The 17,219-nt window shown below is 62.6% G+C and carries 23 protein-coding genes; 8 read left to right on the forward strand and 15 right to left on the reverse strand.

The window, feature by feature from the left end:
* Positions 1-34: 34 nt before the first annotated feature.
* Positions 35-1,348, forward strand: a complete 1,314-nt coding sequence (locus RBA95_RS10975; protein ID WP_306016901.1) for an MATE family efflux transporter — start codon at positions 35-37, stop codon at positions 1,346-1,348.
* Here the strand turns inward: RBA95_RS10975 and RBA95_RS10980 are convergent.
* Positions 1,345-2,388, reverse strand: a complete 1,044-nt coding sequence (locus RBA95_RS10980; RefSeq protein WP_306016902.1) for a quinone-dependent dihydroorotate dehydrogenase — start codon at positions 2,386-2,388, stop codon at positions 1,345-1,347. The two genes, RBA95_RS10975 and RBA95_RS10980, sit on opposite strands and share 4 nt — an antisense overlap.
* Positions 2,385-2,801 carry a DUF952 domain-containing protein gene (locus RBA95_RS10985; protein ID WP_306016904.1) on the reverse strand — a complete coding sequence of 139 codons (417 nt, stop codon included), beginning with the start codon at positions 2,799-2,801 and terminating at the stop codon, positions 2,385-2,387. Before RBA95_RS10985 ends, RBA95_RS10980 begins: the two co-directional genes overlap by 4 nt.
* A 66-nt stretch (positions 2,802-2,867) precedes the next feature.
* Between RBA95_RS10985 and RBA95_RS10990 the strand changes: the two genes are divergently transcribed.
* Positions 2,868-3,500 carry a helix-turn-helix transcriptional regulator gene (locus RBA95_RS10990; RefSeq protein WP_306016905.1) on the forward strand — a complete coding sequence of 211 codons (633 nt, stop codon included), beginning with the start codon at positions 2,868-2,870 and terminating at the stop codon, positions 3,498-3,500.
* A gap of 49 nt (positions 3,501-3,549) precedes the next feature.
* Here RBA95_RS10990 and RBA95_RS10995 read toward each other — a convergent pair whose 3' ends face one another.
* Genes RBA95_RS10995 through RBA95_RS11005 form a run of 3 tightly spaced genes read right to left on the reverse strand, consistent with a single transcriptional unit; the run spans position 3,550 to position 4,642 of the window.
* The gene (locus RBA95_RS10995) at positions 3,550-3,777 is read right to left on the reverse strand and encodes a helix-turn-helix transcriptional regulator (protein ID WP_306016906.1); all 228 of its coding nucleotides are present in this window, start codon (positions 3,775-3,777) and stop codon (positions 3,550-3,552) included.
* Complete coding sequence (locus tag RBA95_RS11000) at positions 3,778-4,212, reverse strand: hypothetical protein (protein ID WP_306016907.1); 435 nt, start codon at positions 4,210-4,212, stop codon at positions 3,778-3,780. It lies immediately after the preceding gene.
* Positions 4,213-4,222: 10 nt separating this feature from the next.
* Complete coding sequence (locus tag RBA95_RS11005; RefSeq protein WP_306016908.1) at positions 4,223-4,642, reverse strand: hypothetical protein; 420 nt, start codon at positions 4,640-4,642, stop codon at positions 4,223-4,225.
* Between the two features lie 159 nt (positions 4,643-4,801).
* On the opposite strand from RBA95_RS11005, the gene RBA95_RS11010 reads away from it, so the two are divergent.
* Both RBA95_RS11010 and RBA95_RS11015 read left to right on the forward strand, forming a co-directional pair.
* Positions 4,802-5,710, forward strand: a complete 909-nt coding sequence (locus tag RBA95_RS11010; protein WP_306016909.1) for a hypothetical protein — start codon at positions 4,802-4,804, stop codon at positions 5,708-5,710.
* 2 nt (positions 5,711-5,712) lie between these two features.
* Positions 5,713-6,198: a hypothetical protein gene (locus RBA95_RS11015; protein ID WP_306016910.1), complete on the forward strand. Its 486-nt coding sequence runs from the start codon at positions 5,713-5,715 to the stop codon at positions 6,196-6,198.
* A gap of 75 nt (positions 6,199-6,273) precedes the next feature.
* Here RBA95_RS11015 and RBA95_RS11020 read toward each other — a convergent pair whose 3' ends face one another.
* Positions 6,274-6,741 carry an IS1595 family transposase gene (locus RBA95_RS11020; RefSeq protein ID WP_306016946.1) on the reverse strand — a complete coding sequence of 156 codons (468 nt, stop codon included), beginning with the start codon at positions 6,739-6,741 and terminating at the stop codon, positions 6,274-6,276.
* Positions 6,742-6,862: 121 nt separating this feature from the next.
* Positions 6,863-7,081: a hypothetical protein gene (locus RBA95_RS14530; RefSeq protein WP_371933606.1), complete on the reverse strand. Its 219-nt coding sequence runs from the start codon at positions 7,079-7,081 to the stop codon at positions 6,863-6,865.
* Between RBA95_RS14530 and RBA95_RS11025 the strand changes: the two genes are divergently transcribed.
* Positions 6,980-7,267 carry a hypothetical protein gene (locus tag RBA95_RS11025; RefSeq protein ID WP_306016911.1) on the forward strand — a complete coding sequence of 96 codons (288 nt, stop codon included), beginning with the start codon at positions 6,980-6,982 and terminating at the stop codon, positions 7,265-7,267. The two genes, RBA95_RS14530 and RBA95_RS11025, sit on opposite strands and share 102 nt — an antisense overlap.
* A gap of 2 nt (positions 7,268-7,269) precedes the next feature.
* On the opposite strand, the gene RBA95_RS11030 is transcribed toward RBA95_RS11025, so the two are convergent.
* The 7 genes from RBA95_RS11030 to RBA95_RS11060 form a co-directional block, all read right to left on the reverse strand.
* Positions 7,270-8,055: a hypothetical protein gene (locus tag RBA95_RS11030; RefSeq protein ID WP_306016912.1), complete on the reverse strand. Its 786-nt coding sequence runs from the start codon at positions 8,053-8,055 to the stop codon at positions 7,270-7,272.
* 34 nt (positions 8,056-8,089) lie between these two features.
* Positions 8,090-8,968, reverse strand: a complete 879-nt coding sequence (locus RBA95_RS11035) for an S-methyl-5'-thioadenosine phosphorylase (RefSeq protein WP_306016913.1) — start codon at positions 8,966-8,968, stop codon at positions 8,090-8,092.
* Entirely contained in the window at positions 8,965-9,573 is a 609-nt protein-coding gene (locus tag RBA95_RS11040; RefSeq protein ID WP_306016914.1) for a GrpB family protein, read from the reverse strand. The genes RBA95_RS11035 and RBA95_RS11040 overlap by 4 nt, the downstream gene beginning before the upstream one ends.
* A gap of 90 nt (positions 9,574-9,663) precedes the next feature.
* The gene (locus RBA95_RS11045; protein WP_306016915.1) at positions 9,664-10,470 is read right to left on the reverse strand and encodes a cytochrome c1; all 807 of its coding nucleotides are present in this window, start codon (positions 10,468-10,470) and stop codon (positions 9,664-9,666) included.
* 12 nt (positions 10,471-10,482) lie between these two features.
* A complete protein-coding gene (locus RBA95_RS11050; RefSeq protein WP_306016916.1) occupies positions 10,483-11,772 on the reverse strand; it encodes a cytochrome b N-terminal domain-containing protein in 1,290 nt (429 codons plus the stop codon).
* A 12-nt stretch (positions 11,773-11,784) separates the two neighbouring features.
* On the reverse strand, positions 11,785-12,402 hold the full coding sequence (gene petA / locus RBA95_RS11055) for a ubiquinol-cytochrome c reductase iron-sulfur subunit (protein WP_306016917.1): 618 nt from the start codon (positions 12,400-12,402) through the stop codon (positions 11,785-11,787).
* Positions 12,403-12,684: 282 nt separating this feature from the next.
* Entirely contained in the window at positions 12,685-13,128 is a 444-nt protein-coding gene (locus tag RBA95_RS11060) for a PaaI family thioesterase (RefSeq protein WP_306016918.1), read from the reverse strand.
* Between the two features lie 83 nt (positions 13,129-13,211).
* Here RBA95_RS11060 and RBA95_RS11065 point away from each other — a divergent pair, with 83 nt between their 5' ends.
* Positions 13,212-13,817 carry a TetR/AcrR family transcriptional regulator gene (locus tag RBA95_RS11065; RefSeq protein WP_306016919.1) on the forward strand — a complete coding sequence of 202 codons (606 nt, stop codon included), beginning with the start codon at positions 13,212-13,214 and terminating at the stop codon, positions 13,815-13,817.
* Here the strand turns inward: RBA95_RS11065 and RBA95_RS11070 are convergent.
* The gene (locus tag RBA95_RS11070; RefSeq protein WP_306016920.1) at positions 13,814-15,256 is read right to left on the reverse strand and encodes a sulfotransferase; all 1,443 of its coding nucleotides are present in this window, start codon (positions 15,254-15,256) and stop codon (positions 13,814-13,816) included. The two genes, RBA95_RS11065 and RBA95_RS11070, sit on opposite strands and share 4 nt — an antisense overlap.
* Before the next feature lie 150 nt (positions 15,257-15,406).
* On the opposite strand from RBA95_RS11070, the gene hemF reads away from it, so the two are divergent.
* Positions 15,407-16,306: an oxygen-dependent coproporphyrinogen oxidase gene (gene hemF / locus RBA95_RS11075; protein ID WP_306016921.1), complete on the forward strand. Its 900-nt coding sequence runs from the start codon at positions 15,407-15,409 to the stop codon at positions 16,304-16,306.
* A gap of 87 nt (positions 16,307-16,393) precedes the next feature.
* Entirely contained in the window at positions 16,394-17,218 is an 825-nt protein-coding gene (locus RBA95_RS11080) for a hypothetical protein (protein ID WP_306016922.1), read from the forward strand.
* The last annotated feature ends 1 nt before the right edge of the window (position 17,219 follow it).

A 17,219-nucleotide genomic window follows, 5' to 3' on the forward strand; every position in this document is an offset into this window, starting at 1 on the left:
CGCCAGCCAGAGCGCTTGAGGCTATCCAGCCCCGATGACCGCCCTCTCCCTGACCCGCAAGCAGGTCTTCCTGCGCGCTTTGCCCATTATGGGCGCGAACATCGCGTCACCGCTGGTGGGGCTGGTGGATCTCGCCGTGATTGGTCGAACGGCGGAAACCAACTCCATCGCCGCTGTCGCACTGGGGGGTCTGGTCTTCAACGTCTTTTTCTGGTCCGTGGCCTTTCTGCGCATGGGGGCCACCGCCCTGACCGCCCAGGCGGACGGGCGCAGCGATGAAGGCGAGGTCCGCGCCGTGCTCTGGCGCGCCGGCGCCGTGGGCGCGACGATCGGCCTGGCGCTATTGGTACTGCAAACGCCCCTGAAAGCCGCGGTGTTCGCCCTCTTCGACAGCCCGGCCGATGTGGAGATGCTAGGCCGCGATTACGTCAATGCGCGGCTCTGGGGCGCGCCGGCGGCGTTCACCGGTTTCGCCATCTATGGCTGGCTGATCGGGTTGGGGCTGACCGGGCGCGCGCTGATCCTGCAAAGCGTGCTGAATGTGCTCAATGCGGGCCTGTCCGTGCTGTTCGTGCTGGGTTTCGACATGGGCGTTGAAGGCGTGGGCGCCGCCAGCGCCGTGGCGCAATGGCTGCACCTTCTGGCGGCGGGCGTCATCATCGCCCTGATCCTGAAGCGTCGCGGAACCGCCCGGCAAAGCGCCTTCTGGGACCGCGAGGCGATCCGCCGATTGTTTTCGGTCAATCGCGACATCTTCCTGCGCACCCTGGCGCTGCTGGCGGGCTTCACTTGGTTCAACATCGCCAGCCTGCGCGAGGGCGCCGATGTGCTCGCGGGCAACGCCATTCTGATGCAGTACATCTCGATCTGCGCCTTCTTCCTGGACGCGTTCGCCCACGTCACCGAAGCCGAGACCGGACGGGCGGCGGGCGCAAAGAACTGGTCGCGGCTGATGCGCGCTTTCCGTCTGACCAGCGAGCTGGCGCTGGTGTTCTCGCTGATCCTCAGCCTGGGCTTTCTGATGCTGGGCGATGTGTTCATCACCATGATGACCACGGATGAGGCGACCCGCGCCTCGGCGCGCACCTTTCTGATCTGGTGCGCCCTGGTGCCGCTTCTGGGCATGCCGAGCTGGCAGCTCGACGGGCTGATGATCGGCGCCACCCAGGGCCCGCTCATGCGCAATGCCATGATCGCATCGCTCGTGATCTATCTGGCCTTGGACGCCGTTATGCGCCCACTCTGGGGCGCCCACGGGCTGTGGTTCGCCTTCTTGCTCTATTATCTGGTGCGTGCAGGCACGCTGATGGTCGGCTGGTCCGGGCTGAAGCGCAGCTTCACCGCCTAGACGTCAACGCCGACCGCATCAGACAGGCGTTCAAACCCGTCCGCTTTCAGACGCTCCGCCAGTCCATCGCGGATTTTGAGCGCCAGGCCGGGGCCCTGATACACGAGCGCGGTATAGAGCTGGATCGCATCAGCGCCGGCGCGGATCTTGGCATAGGCCGCATCCGGACCGTCCACCCCGCCCACGCCGATTATCGGCAGATCCGGCCCCGTCAGGCGACGGAACTGGCGCAGAATCTCGGTAGAGCGCGTCTTGAGCGGCAGACCGGACAGTCCGCCCGCTTCGTCCTTGTGACGACTCTGCAGGCTCTCGGGGCGCGCCAGGGTGGTGTTGGATACGATCAGCCCGGACAGGGCATGGGTCTCGACCGCTTTGACGATCGCCTCGATATCCGCCGTCTCCAGATCGGGCGCGACCTTGAGAAAGACCGGTTCAGCCCAGCGCGCATCGTTGACCTTCTTGAGAAGCTCATCGAGCGCATCCCCGCTTTGAAGCGTGCGCAAGCCGGGCGTGTTGGGCGAAGAGATGTTGACCGTGAAGAAATCCGCCAGCCCGGACAGCGCCTTGAGCAGGATGGCGTAGTCATTGGCCCGGTCCTCGGAATCCTTGTTGGCGCCCAGATTGACGCCCACAGGGCCTTCCGCTTTCGACGGATTGTCCTGGCGCGCTTCAAGTCGCGCCTTCACCGCATCCAGACCCTCATTGTTAAAGCCCATGCGGTTGATGACCGCCTTGTCCTGGCGCAGGCGGAACAGGCGCGGTTGCGGATTGCCCGCCTGGGGGAGCGGCGTCACCGCGCCCACTTCCACAAAGCCGAAACCGGCGTTCAGAAGCGCATCCGGCGCTTCGGCGTTCTTGTCGAACCCGGCGGCGAGCCCGACCGGGTGCGCCAGTTCAAGACCGGCCAGGGCCGTTTTCAGAACCGGGTCGGCTGGCGTGTTCGCTCTGGGGCCGAACCCTGACTTCAGCCCCATCAAGGCTGTGCGATGCGCGGTTTCCGCCGGCAAGAGGGTCAGCATTTTGGCGAGGGCGTCGCTCATAGGCTCAACTCCGGCGGCAGGCGCCAGGCGCCCTCATCATCACGTTTGATCAGATGCACGCCGGTCACCGCGTCAAAGGGCAAGGGCCCGTAAATATGCGGGAAGAGCGCGCCGCCCCGGGACTTTTCCCATTTCAGGGTGTCGCCCAGAGCGCTTACATCGATCTCGGCCACGGCCACACGGTCCACCGCGGCGTAGTGCAGCTCCAGCGTATCGGCGAGCTGGTCCAGCGATGAGGCGTGGATGAAGCCGTCCGCCTTGTCATGGGCTTCGCCTTCATAGGCGCCTGACAGCGACGCGGCCGCGAGCGCGGCGGGATCGGCAATGCGATAGATAAGCTCGGTCATGACCAAGGCCGATACGACGCCGGACGGCACGGTGCAAGCGTCCCGGCCCGCCAGACGGCTTTGCACGGCGCCTTTCCATTCCAAAAGGATTTTTTTCCTGCTATAGGAGTAAAAAGAGTCGCGTTAGACGGGATGCCGATGCTGACCCACGCCCAGATCTGGACCGGAATTGACCGCCTGGCGCATCGCGCCGGGCTAACCCCGTCGGGCCTGGCGCGCCGGGCCGGGCTGGACCCCACCACATTCAATCCTTCCAAACGCACCAGCGCAGACGGCGTCAAACCTCGCTGGCCGTCCACGGAAAGCCTCGCGAAAGCACTCGAGGCCACGCGTGTGAGCTTTGATGACTTCGCCGCGCTCGCCCTGGGCCGCAACCAGGGCCGCTCCGTACCGCTTTTGGGGTTCGCGCAGGCGGGCGATCATGGCTATTTCGATGATGCCGGCTTTCCCATCGGGTCGGGCTGGGAAGACATCCGCTTCCCCGGCGATGAAGGCGATGGCGCCTATGCGCTCGAAATCTCCGGGGACTCCATGGCGCCGGTCTATCGCCATGGCGACCGCATTGTCATCAGCCCCGATGCCTCGCCCCGGCGCGGCGACCGGGTCGTCGCCAAGACCCGCGCGGGTGAGGTGATGGCCAAGGAGCTGGGTCGGGTCACCGCCGAGAACGTTGAACTGATCTCGCTCAACCCCGCCTATGACAATCGCACCATCGCGACCCGGGACCTGGTCTGGATGGCGCGCATCGTCTGGGCCAGCCAGTAAACAGTCGCCCCCGCACGCCGGGCATGCAGGGGCGACAAACGCCTGAGGCTCAGGGGGCGCCCTCAGGCGCATATTCAAAGACATCGGTGAGCGGCGCGCCGAACACCTCGGCGATCTGGAACGCCACTTCCAGGGAAGGCGAGTATTTGCCTTGCTCAATCGCTAGGACGGTCTGGCGGGTGACGCCGATCCGCCGGGCCAGCTCGGCCTGGGTCATCTCATCAGCGTGAAATCGCAATTCGCGGATCCGATTTTTGATGCGGGTCGCTTTCGCCATCTAGACCCCCAGCCGGTAGAGGATGGCTCGGCGCACCCCCTTGTAGACTTCGGACGCCACCAATGCGGCCAGCAAGGCGTGGGCGATCCAGTACCCCGAGACATTGAAGACCAGCATGAACAAGGCGGCGAACACGCCCGCGCCCAGCACATAGCCCGCCCCGGCATCGGCCCGGGTTTCGATCTGGCGGTCGCGCTCGTCCGCTCCCGCTTCAGCCTCCTTGGAAAACAGCACGCCCAGAATGATGTGAACCAGCGTCATCCAGATCGCCAGGCCGATGGACAGGCCGATGAAGACCGGCCCGAACGCCGCGCCGGGCACGTCGGCGGGCAAGCCGCCTGAAACCGCCTGGCTGGCGAGGCTGATGAAATACCCGCCAAAGATCACGCTGACGATCACGAGCGTGGCGAGATTGGATTTCTCTTCAAACGACATGATCGCCTCCTCAAACACCCATGCGGTAATCGATGGCGCGCAGCACGCCCTTCACAAGCTCGGACGCCACCAGACCGCCAAGGATCATGTGCACGACCCAGAACAGATGCTGCTCGGTCAGGCCAAGCCCCAGGGCGAGCAAAGCCGCCGCGCCCAGCACATAGCTGGAGCGGGCGTCCGCGCGCATCTCGATCAGCTTGTCTCGCTCATCGGCTTCGTCGGACTCCTTGGGGGCCGCCATGGCGACCAGGATGTGCGCGACCACCCCGCCAATGACGAGGAAGACGACCGCGCCGAACAGATAGGGCCCGACCTGTTCCATGGATGGCCCTTCACTCAAGGCCGGCGGCATGACCGCCGCAAAATAGGCCCCGTAGACCAGGGCGATGATGACCGTCATGACCAGATTGCTTTTTTCTTGGAACGACATGTCAAACTCCTTTGATCTCATGTCGAATTTTTTTGACATGATGAGATGTAAGAAATCACAGACTCGATGTCAAATATTTTAGTCATTATCTCCTGAGCATGCGGAATTGACCACTAACGCTTAGCGTGCAAGCCTCCCCAAAAAAGCCGGGGGTGCTATATGAAAAAGACAGCTCACTATCGCTACGCGGCGTGGTTCAATGAAGGTCATGCGCTTGAGCCAATTCTACGCGAGTGCCTTGAGGCCGTGGCGGATGAGATTGCGCCAGATTTTGATGTTTGGGGTGATCAGCGTTGCACGATAGCGCGGCGTCCGGCAGGCGACGGTGAGCTTTTTTTGCACATGGTTACTTATGAGCAGGGTGCCCCAGCTGCGGTGATTGAGGCCGCTTTAGCTGGGCGCGAGCGACAGACCGACACTGAGAGCCCACCTGACGGCAAAGAGTACATTCAGTCGCAGGTTTTCCTGCTTATCCGGGGCAACGACGTGGTGTGGACCACGCATAACAGCACCCTTCGTGAAGGACGAATAACCGCGCTGTTGCATCGGTTTATCGATAGTCACTCTGAAGATGAGGAGTATCGGCAATTCGCACTTCAGGCGCGCGTTGATCGCGAGGTTTTTCGGCGAGCGTTTGCTACCGGTATCGAAGAGATTGATCTGGATATAGGCGGCTTCCGTGAGACACTGGACCACTTGGTGAGGAACGGCCAGATACCGGGAATGAACCCACTGATGGCATTGGTTGGCAGGCGCCTTACGCCTGAAGAAATTGAAGCTGCCGAGCATTTGATTGGCCGCTTGAGTCTTAAGCCTGGGCGTGACTGGAAAATGCCGCAGGTCAAGGCGCTTACGGCAGATATGGCTACGAGCCTATTGGACAGCGACGAGGACGGCCAGTTTGCAATTGTGCTGAAGAACGGATTCCGCCTTACTCGCGACAGGATGTCAGTAAAGCGCTCCTACAGCGCGGAAGGCAATAAGCACGTGCTCAGCCCAGTGGACGTTCAAGCCAAGCTAACGTCGGCGATGGATGAACTATTCGAGTCAGGGGTCTTGGAGGGCTAATCATGCCAAAGCTAGCCTATGGCCGTTTAATCTTGCTCATTGCGGCCGTGGCTGTCGGGGTGGTTGTTGGCTATTTTTGGGGCGACGAGGTCCGTCTTTCAGAACGCCCATCGGAATACATTGGGCTTACATTCTCAATATTAGCTGCTTCCCTTTTTGCCGTGGTCTCGATACTGGGTGACCCAAGCATGGTTATGCCGGGGAGCTGGCGGGCAGCATGGCTTAACGCCAAAGAAATACAAGGCGACCTGCAGAGATTGAACTATTTGTTCGTGCTCTACATTGCTGTATTAGGCCTTCTCGTTGTCACAGAAGTTATTGAGCATGCGGAATGGAATAATTTCTATTTCATTCACAATATCTTCGCGGGCATTTCTGCTTTTGCATTCGTTTTTTCTCTTGCACTTCCGTTTGAGCTTGCTGCTATTCAGCGCGCGCGGCTTCAGTCAGAGATAAATCAGAGAAAATCCAAAGATGGTAACGCTTAGGGGCGCGCAAAAGAGGGGCGTATCGAAGAGTTTGAGGCGGAGCACAAAGACGATGCGCCCTCTAGAAGGCAACGTTTAATGCTGCTCTAAATCGAATATGTCAGGGAAAACGCTCAGTAGCTCCGGAAGCATCCTCTCAGGACTATCGCGACAGTTGAAGCGGAATTCAAACTCTTTGGCATACTTGTTGAGGTGCTTTGCACTGACGTGGATATAAGTTCCGTTGATACCTGCCTTTAGATGGCGCCAGAAGCCTTCGATATTATTCACGTGAACGCCCATGCGGGCGTAGCTCTCTCTGTCCTTGTCAATCACCTTGTGGACATAGCCGTGTCTCTCAAGACCGTGATAGCTCCAATTGCCGTCCGTGCAGATGGTAGAGCCGGGCTTTAATTTGGTGAGAATGGGGGCCTGTAGCGTCTCGCACTTGCCGTCCGGTACGACCAAAGAGATCACGTCGTCGTCACGCTCGACCATGCCAAACACGATGGGCTTTTTTTGGGGCCGCGCCCTGTTTGCCGGTCTTGGATTTGTCGCCGATATAGCTCTCGTGAATTTCGACCTCCCACTGCAGACGGTTGTCGCCGTCTAGTTCCGCCATGTGCTTACAGATCTCATGATCCCATGCGCGAAGCCGTCTTGTAAGTCACGCCCAACTGGCGCTCTAGCTCCTTGTCTGAAACGCCATTGCGGGACTTAGTGAACAGAAAGATCGCGTAAAACCAAAGCCGTAGGGACGTGACGACTTCTCAAAGGGCGTTCCGACTGTCGGATGAATATGATGACCGCACCACTGACAGGAAAAGGCCCGCTCGGCTTCGCTCCGATACCATTTGGCCGATCGTTCGCACTTGGGGCAGGTATGGCCTTGGCCGAAACGCACATTGAACAGCTGCGCGAGGCACGCCTCGTCATCGGAGAACTGGCGGAAGAAATCTTGGGCCGCCTTCTTCATGCTCATAATGCGCCATATCACTTACCGTATGGCAAGAAGATAATGGTCACTATTTTTGACGCGACATCGGGGTTTTCTGACTTGGAGCTGACAACCTTTAGCGTAACGCACTGATTTTATTCTTCGAGCAGACGCACCGCTTCGGCCTGTGCCGCGTCAGGATCAGTCTCCAGCAGCGCCAGGAGCCCGGTCGCGAGCTCAGACACGGCCCGCCCCACAGCGTCGGAGTCGGCAGTTTGAAGCGCGCGGTTCAGCAGGGCTTGCGCCTCATCGGCATGCGCGACCGGATCGGCCGCCACAAGCGCGACCGCAAACCGATAGGGAATGGCGGCGGGGGCGCCGTCCATCTCCACCGCCTGACGCATCAGCGACAGGCCTTCGGCTTCATTGGCGTCGAACATGCCCTCACCCGCCCGACGGACCACCTCCAGATGCCAGGCGCCCAGCATGGCGGGCGCCCAGGGCTCTGACGGGTCCAGACGCATCGCCTCGACCATGTGATCGCGCCCGCGCTGGGGCAGCCCCATCATCACCGCGCGGAGCTTGTTCACATAACGCGACTGATACCCTAGCCCGGCGGCGAGGCGCAGATGGGCGTTGGCGTTCTGAGGCTCAAGCTCCAGCGCCGCCTCGGCATACTCCTGCGCCCGCAACGCGGCCTGGCGCCGCTCCCGACGCGACATCCCGTCGGCCTGATCGAGCGTAATCGGCATCAGCGCCGCCTCGGACGCCAGAAGCAAGGCGTCCACATCCGTCGCGACACTGGCGGCTGCGGTTTCCGCCGCGCCCCATTGGCCGGTCTCGAACGCGTCCATGGCCGGCGCGGGCGCTTGGGCCTGAAGCGGGGAGACGAGTGCAGCAGACAGGGCGAGCGCGCTGGCGCCGAGCAGGATACGGATCATCTTGGGCAGTCCTTCAAAGCCTAGGCCCCAAAGCCTACGCCTTCAGAACGCGCCCCGCCACCGCATCGAGCTTGCTGACCAGATCCGGGTCGCGCTTCTCTGGCGCCGTGATGATGGCGTATTCGAGCGCCTTCTCGATGCCTTGCGGGCTGTCGGTTCGCGGGTTTGCGGCCATGGTCTTCACCAGATGGCGCACCAGCTGGTGCGCATGCGCCGTATTGGCCTTCATGGTGTTGAGGATGTCGGAGATGTCGACATCAGCGTCTTCGGTGCGCCAGCAATCATAGTCGGTGACCATGCAGACGCTGGCATAGGGCAGCTCGGCTTCGCGGGCGAGCTTGGCCTCGGGCATGTTGGTCATGCCGATCACGCTGCATCCCCACTGGCGATAGAGCTGGCTTTCCGCGCGGGTGGAGAATTGCGGGCCTTCCATCACCAGATAGGTTCCGCCGCGCTGGACGGTCTCGACGCCTGCGGCCTCGGCCGCATCCGCCGCCAGCGCGGACAGGCGCGAACACACCGGGTCCGCCATCGCCACATGGGCGACGCAGCCTTCGGAGAAGAAGCTCTTGGTGCGCGCAAAACTGCGGTCGATGAACTGGTCCACGACCACAAAAGCGCCCGGCGCCAGCTCTTCCTTGAGCGAGCCGACAGCCGACAGGGACAGCACATCGGTCACGCCGGCGCGCTTGAGCGCGTCAATATTGGCGCGGTAGTTCAGATCGCTGGGCGGAATGCGGTGGCCTTCATCATGGCGGGCCAGAAACACCAGATCCACGCCTTCCAGACGGGCGTGCACAAGCTGGCTCGACGGCTTGCCCCACGGGGTCTCGACCGTCTCCTTGCGCACATCCTCAAGCCCTTCAAGACCATAAAGCCCCGATCCGCCGATGATCCCGAGTTTCCAGCTCATTCTTCGGTTCTCCAGTATGAATCGGGCACGCCCGGCGCCCAGCGTTGAATTTCCGCCCAGCTCTCCGCGGACCGCAAGACCGTGGAGATGAAGGGCCGCTTGATCGCCTGATATGCCGAACGGTCGCTGCGTGTCTTCTCCGCTAACGCCATTTTGAAGTCGCCATAATCGCGGCGCGCGCTCTCATCCTCGCGCAGGAAATCACGCATCAACAGGGTGTTGCGCGCCCCGGCGGCGCCATTGCGGCGCACATGGATATGAATCCGGCGCTCGCCCGCAGCTTCGCGGAAATACAGCTTGCGCCAGTCATCCGGGCCCAGCACGGGCGCGGTGTCAGGATGAGGGTCATCGCCCGTATTGTCCGCGCGATGGACAAAGCCTGCAGCCTTCATGGCTGCGACCAGACCCGGATCATCCAGATCGACAACCAGCGCCTGGATATCGATCACATCCTTGGCCGCCAGTCCCGGCACGGCGGTCGAACCCACATGGTCCACCCGCAGGGCGCGCGAGCCCAGCGCCCGGCAGACGGCGTCGGCCCAGGCGAGGCCTTCATCCGCCCAGGCGGGATCCGGCGTTGAGACATGAATGGGGTCGCGGCTCATGCTCGGTCCTTTACCACCGGTGGGCTTCATAAGAAACGGGCCGCCCGGCATCCGGACGGCCCGTCATCATTCAAGGCTGAAGAGCGAAGCCTAGTGCTTCACATTCGACCAGACCTGACGGTAGGCGGCGTAGAGAAGCCCGGCCAGAACCAGCAGGTAGATCATGACCATCAGGCCCATCTTCTTGCGCACTTCCATGTGCGGCTCAGCGGCCCAAGCCAGAAAGGCGGCGATGTCGGTCGCCATCTGTTCCTTGGTGGCCTCGGTGCCGTCAGCGTATTCGACCAGACCGTCCTGCAGCTGCGGCGGCATGGCGATCACGCCACCGGACATGTACGGGTTGTAGTACTGGCCCGGGCCGATGCGCACATCTTCAGGCACTTCGTAGTCATAGCCCAGCATGAGCGAGCGGATGTATTCCGCACCGCCGTGACGCGCTTTCACGATCACCGAGAAATCCGGCGGCATGGCGCCGCCATTGGCGGCTGCAGCCATCTGAGGATTGGCGTACGGGTTCGGGAAGCGGTCAGCCGGACGGCCGGGACGCTCGAACATGTCGCCATACTCGTCCGGACCATCCTCGACGATGTAGTCCGCCGCGATGGCGCGCACGACCGGGTTGTCGTTCGGGTTCGGATATTCCTCCGAATAGAACGGACCGCCCTCTTCGCCCAGATTGCGAATGTGCAGCTGGTTCATGGAGTGACAGGCCGAGCAGACCTGCTGATACACCAGGAAGCCGCGTTGCAACTGGGCGCGATCAAACGTGCCGAACGGACCTTCAAAGCTGAAGTCGTAGTCAGCCGGGTGATGGCCAGCCTCGGCCGCAAGCGCGGCCGGGGTTGCGAGCGCCAGAGCGCCCGCAGCGGCAGCCAGGAGGCGTTGGATCATTTTCATCTATCGCTCTCCTTATTCGGCCGGCGCGGCGGAAGCCGACGCGTCGGATTTGCCTTTGCCAAGCACCGATTCCTCGATGGAGGCCGGACGCTGGGTGGGTTTCTCGATAAAGCCCAGAAGCGGCAGGATCACCAGGAAATAGGCGAAGTAGTACAGGGTCAGGATACGACCGAGCCACAGGAAGTTCAGGCCGATCGCGCCCAGCACCGGAACCTTGTTGTCCGGCAGTTCAGCGCCGCACCAGCCCAGGCCCAGGCACGCGATCACGAAGAACACGAAGAACCAGCGGCCCAGCGGGCGGTAACGCATGGAGCGCACCTTGGAAGTATCCAGCCAGGGCAGGATGAACAGCACGCCGATGGCGCCGAACATCAAGATCACGCCGCCCAGCTTGTCGGGCACGGCCCGCAGGATGGCGTAGAACGGCAGCAGGTACCATTCGGGCACGATGTGCGCCGGGGTCACAAGGGCGTTCGCTTCGATGTAGTTGTCGGCGTGGCCCAGAGCGTCCGGCCAGTAGAACACGAAGAAGGCGAAGATGATCATAAAGACGATGATCGCGAAGCCGTCCTTCACCGTGTAGTACGGGTGGAAGGGCAGCGTGTCCGCCTTGGTCTTGATGCTCAGGCCCGTCGGGTTGTTGTTGCCCGGAACGTGCAGCGCCCACACGTGCAGACCCACAATGCCCGCAATCAGGAACGGGATCAGGTAGTGCAGTGAGAAGAAGCGGTTCAGCGTGGCGTTGCCCACCGAGAAGCCGCCCCACAGCCATTCCGTGATCGGCGTGCCGATCAGGGGCAGAGCGCCAAACAGGTTGGTGATCACCATCGCGCCCCAATAGGACATCTGGCCCCATGGCAGCACATAGCCCAGGAAGGCAGCGGCCATCATGAGAAGGTAGATGACGACGCCGAGGATCCACAGAAGCTCGCGCGGCGCCTTGTAGGAGCCGTAATAGAGCCCGCGCAGCATGTGCAGGTAGACGGCCAGGAAGAACATGGACGCGCCGTTGGCGTGAATGTTCCGCAAGAGCCAGCCGAAGTTCACGTCACGGTCGATCCGCTCCACCGAAGCGAAGGCGTAATCGATGTGCGGCACATAGTGCATGGCCAGCACGATGCCGGTGACGATCTGGATCATCAGACAGACGGTCAGGATGCCGCCGAAGGTGTACCAGTAGTTCAGGTTGCGCGGGGTCGGGAAGTCCACGAAGGAGTCCCAGCCCAGGCGCACGATCGGCAGGCGCTGGTCAAGCCAACGCTCCACGCCGGTTTTCGGTTCGTAAGTGCTCGGTCCGCTCATTACTCGCTCTCCCTAGCCCAGACGCAATGTCGTTGCCGAGATGAAGGTCATCGGCGGAATCGGCAGGTTTTCCGGGGCCGGGCCACGACGGATACGGCCTGCGGTGTCGTAGTGCGAACCATGGCACGGGCAGAACCAGGCGTCGTAATCGCCGGCGCCTTCGGTCGGCACGCAGCCCAGGTGCGTACAGTTCGCACTGGTCACGAGCATGGCGCTGCGCAGGGCCTCGTCCACCTCAACGCCTTCGTCGACGCCTGCGGACAGGGTCGAACGGTTGGCGTCGGTCGCCGGGGCGCTGTCTTCGAGGTTGGCGTTGCGGGCCAGCTGGTCCGGCAGACGCGACACTTCCACCTCAGCCGCCTCGGAGATTTCCTGGGCGGTGCGGCGACGCACGAAGTGCGGACGCTCGCGGAACATCACCGTGATCTCCGCGCCCTCTTCGAGCGCACTGAGATTTACCTCGGTGGTGGACAACGCCAGCGTATCGGCCGCCGGGTTCATCTGATCAATGAACGGCCAAAGGGTGAGTGCGCCACCGACGCCTACCGCTCCGACCGATGCGATGTAGAGAAAGTCCCGGCGCGACGGCTCTTCGCCACCGGTCTCGGGATTGCTGTTCACGTCCGTCACGTGCCGACCTCTTGAATTCGAACTGCCCGCCCCGCAGGGCCTGGCAGACCCTACGCACGCTAGCGCGCGATCTCAGACTTAGCCTAACGCTGCGGCTTGTCGGTGCGGCGTGCTGACGCAGCCCCTGCAAACATACAACGCAGATAGAGGGGCGGATTAATGCGACCCCCCTTATTTTTCAACCAGATTATCCCGTACAATGGCCGCGATCTGGCCATAAACGCAGATTTTCCCCAAGAAAAATGACAAACCGCAGAGCGAATTAAGTGGCAAACCTGCTCTCTAGCGCTCGCCGGCGGGTAAAATTGTCGCCTGGGCGATAGCGATGAGTTTTTCGTCAGCCTCTTGCTCGGCGATGATATCCACCCGAACGACCACCTGGCGCTGGCCCGCCTTGACCACTTGAGCATGCGCCCTGAAAGCATCGCCCACACCCGGCGAGAGAAAGTTCAGGGTGAATTGGGATGTGACCACATCCCCCACCCGTGTGGCCGCTGCATAAGCAGCTGCGTTATCGGCCAGAAACCCGACCAGCCCGCCATGCAGGAACCCATGATGCTGGGTCATGTCGTCTTTGCGCAATTCAAGCCGCGTGATGACCTCACCGTCCTCCGCCTTGAGAATCTCCAGACCTGTCCAGCGGGTGAAGGGCTGGACCTTGATGACCTCGCGAAGCACTTCGGCGTTGACCACAGGCGTTTCAGGCGATGGCGACGACGACGACATGACAGACTCCAAAAATAGACCGACCGGTCTATATAGACTTCAGAGATCGCCTCGGGCAAGCTCGACGTCAAGGAGTTACCGGCATGTCGTCATCCCAACGCCCCGCGGCGGCACGAGCGGGCCGCAAGCGCGAATCCTCACGCACGCGGCTGATCAGCGCGGCGGCCCAGCTGTTTCAGGAACAGGGCTTCGCCGCCACAGGGCTTTCGGAAATCCTTGACCGGGCGCAAACGCCCAAGGGCTCGCTCTACCATCATTTTCCGGGGGGCAAGGCCGAGCTGGGCGTGGCGGCGATGGAGGCCGCCGGCCAGGTCCTGCAACACACCCTCACGTCCCGGTTGGAAAGCCAGGGATCAGCCGCCGGAGCGATCGCGGCGTTCGCAGACGATCTAGCGGGATGGCTGGAAGGGTCCGACTTCAGCCGGGGATGCCCCGTGGCCACGGTCGCTCTGGAACAGGCCAATGGCGCGCCGGACCTGGTTGCGGCCATTCGCGGCGCCTTTGAGGGCGTGATCGACGCACTGGCCCGGCAACTGGTTGCCGAGGGGACGCCCGCCGAGCGCGCCCGGCGCCTCGCCACCCTGTGTCTGTCAACGCTGGAAGGCGCGTTGATCCTCGCCCGGACCCAACGCTCCGGGGCGCCCGTGCGCATGGCGGGCGAGGAACTCGTAAACTTGCTGTCCGCCTAGTCGCCCGCCTGGACAAGCCCGGCCCGAGCCAGCGCCGATTCCAGCGGCTCAAAGCGTTCGCCCGCATCCTTGTGCACGCCTTCAGGGTCGATTGTGAGCCGATCAGCGCGCAGCCACGCTTCGGCCGCGGCGGCATCGGCGTCCACACCGATGAATTTCGCCGCCTCGCGCACCGCCGCCTGGGGATCGGACAGCAAATCCTCGAACCGCACCGTCATGACACGGCCGGGGAAAAGCGTTTCCCAGTGCTCGCACAGGCGGTTATGGCAGGCCATGACGCGCGCGATATCGTCGGGATGATAGGTCCAGTGCCGCGCCTTGCGGAAGCGGGTCTTGTAAATACTCCAGGCCAGATCGCGCGGCTCGCGGACAATCCGGATCATCTTCGCGGCGGGCAGGCAGACGCCATAGGCCCCGCCCGCCATCTCCGACAACGAACTGGGGTCAATGATTCGCGTCGCCGACCGGCCCAGCGCTTCTTCAGCCTGGCTCAGATAGCGCTTGCCCACATCGCCCAGCACATTGCGGCCCCAGCCTGCCTCGATGGCGTCGGAAATTTCCTTCAGGGTCTGGTCCCCGAGCGGCGTCGCGTTCAGCCAGAACAACCCGTTCTTGCGCGGCAGGGCGCCCGCTTCGCCATCAGACGCCAGAACCTCGGCCAGCCAGTCCGCGCCCGTGCAGGGCGGCGCCATGATCAGGACCGGACGCCCGTCAATAACGCCGGCATCCTCATGCGTGTCGACAAATTGCGGCTCATAGCTGGCGATCAGCGCCTTGACCGACACTTCATGACGGTCGGTGTCGAAGCCGATGTCATCCCGGCAGAAGGCGGCGCCTTCCGCCACGCGCATGGCCGCCACAGCCGTCTCCCCCACATCGCGATACGCTTTGGCGAGCGTATAGGCGAGCACGCCACGCTCGGTGGAGGACATATTGGTGGTGTTCTGGATGCGCATTTCCTCCAGAGCGCCCAGTTCCGCCGAGCCGGACTCAAACGTGATGCATTCGGACAGGCCTTCCCACGCCATGACATCAAATCGATCCAGGCTGATCGCCCGACGAAAGCTCAACTCGGCGAGATTCGTGCGGCCGAGCTCCAGCAAGGCGCGCCCGGCGCGACGTTGAAGCCCGGGGTCATTGGGTTGCTGGGAGATCAGGCGTTCGATGACGTCCAGGGCTTGCTGGTGACGCCCCAGCCCGGACAGGGCGGACGCCAGCCACAACCAGGACTGCGGATAATTCGGCGCAGACTGCGTCAGTCGTTCGGCCGCCATCAGGGCGGCGACCTCATCACCCACTTCCATCGCCAGTCCGGCGACATCGCCCCATTGGCTGCCCAGCTGGGCGTTCGCCTCGATCAGGCGGCGCACTTCCACAGACACGCCCAGAAGGTCTTCGCGTCGGCGCGCATCGCGCAAATCGGACAACGGATCAATCATGGCAATCGGAATTCCATATTCAGGCCGGCATTCTGGCGGCGAAGCCTAAAGCGCGCCTCTTCACTGCGCCAGCGCTTCAGGCGCCGTTTTGGCTTGCCAGCTGCGGCCCGTATGTATCTTTTCGCAAGGCCTGAAGCTTGAGGAGCGAGCATGTCTGCACCCGCCAAACCCAGCCCCGATGTCCTGGCGGACCGCCGCGAGCGCGCGAAAACCTGGTTTGAATCGCTGCGTGACCGCATTTGCAAGGCGTTTGAAGCGCTTGAGGACGCTGCTGATCCGTCGCTCTATCCGGGCGATACGGGGCGTTTCGAGCTGACCCCCTGGAAGCGCGGCGACGGTCAGGAAGAGCTGGGCGGCGGCGTGATGGGCATGATGCATGGCCGCCTGTTCGAGAAGGTCGGCGTGCATGTCTCCACCGTGTTTGGCGAGTTCAGCCCCGAATTCGCGGCGCGCGTGCGCGGCGCGGACACCGATCCGCGCTTCTTCGCCACCGGCATTTCCCTGATCGCCCACATGCGCAATCCGCACGTGCCGGCCGTTCACATGAACACTCGCTTCATCACCACCACGCTGAGCTGGTTCGGCGGCGGCATGGATCTGAACCCGACCCAGGACTACCAGCGCCACAAGACCCATGAGGATTCGCGGCGTTTTCACGCCGCCGCACAGGCCGCCTGCAACGCCCATGATCCGGACTATTATCAGCGCTTCACCGACTGGTGCGACGAGTATTTCTGGCTCAAGCACCGCAACGAACCGCGCGGCACGGGCGGCATCTTCTATGACCATCTCGACAGTGGCGATCATGAAGCGGACTTCGCCTTCACCCGCGATGTGGGCGAGGCCTTCCTCGGCGCCTATCCCGAGATCGTGAAGACCCGCATGGGCCAGAGCTGGACCGATGAGGATCGCGAGGAACAGCTGGTACGCCGGGGCCGCTATGCCGAGTTCAACCTTCTGTATGATCGCGGCACCAAGTTCGGGCTCGAAACCGGCGGCAATATCAACTCGATCCTGTCCTCCATGCCGCCCCATGCGCGCTGGCCGTAAGCAAAGCCTTAATCTGCGTTAACGACCGGTTAGCAGACTCACCGCATCGCTTGATGGACTCGGCATGCCGCCTCCAGGGAGCGAGACATGGTCAACACAGTTGGCGTTCAGGGCCCGTATCTGGGTCCCAATGGCGCAAACGCCACGCCGCAGAACGAAACCGCCAAGGCGCGTTCAGACGCCAAAGGGCAGAACCCCTCCGCCAAGAGCGCCAATGACACGGTCAGCCTGTCCGCCGCAGCGCGGGCGGTTCTGAACGGGGCCTCGGCGCGCGTGGACGCGCTGATTTCCGATCGGGGCAATGCGATCTTCCGCAACGCGCTGGCCGGCGCCCGCGCCTATCAGGACAATTACGCCGCAGTGCTGGAACAACCCGGCCTGGACGCCGAAACAGCGCGTGAAACCCGCATGAAGATGCTGGAGCGCGAGCGCGAAGCCTTCACAGCGCCCGAGCACACCGGCGATGTGCTGACCCGGGCGCGCGCCTATATCGAGTTTTATGATTCCCTGTCCGAAGAAGAACAGAATTCCGAGCGCTATCGCGGCACGCGGGAGACCATGCAGGCCGTTGTCGAGCAGGAATCAGTGAACGCCGGCGTTGAGGTCCCCGATCTCAGCCAGTCGCAAAGCCCGTTCGATACCCTGCTTAACGCCCTGTCCGATGAGGATGGCGGCATCGCCCAGCGCAACCGGCAGGATGTGATCGAGGCGTTCCGCGCCCGCCTGGATGCGCAGGTCGGCTCCCAGGCTCGCCAGCGTGAAAGCCAGGAGCTGGAAAGCCGCTATATCGCCCTTCAGGACCTGATCGAGCGCGCCCGTCGTGGCGATGAAACCGCCTATGCCCGTCTGGAAGCCCTGTCTGAGGACAGCGCACGGGTCGCTCCGGTCAGTGAAAGCGGCACGGACGAATAGG

It is taken from the genome of Oceanicaulis sp. MMSF_3324, assembly GCF_030733545.1.
Taxonomy (GTDB): domain Bacteria; phylum Pseudomonadota; class Alphaproteobacteria; order Caulobacterales; family Maricaulaceae; genus Oceanicaulis.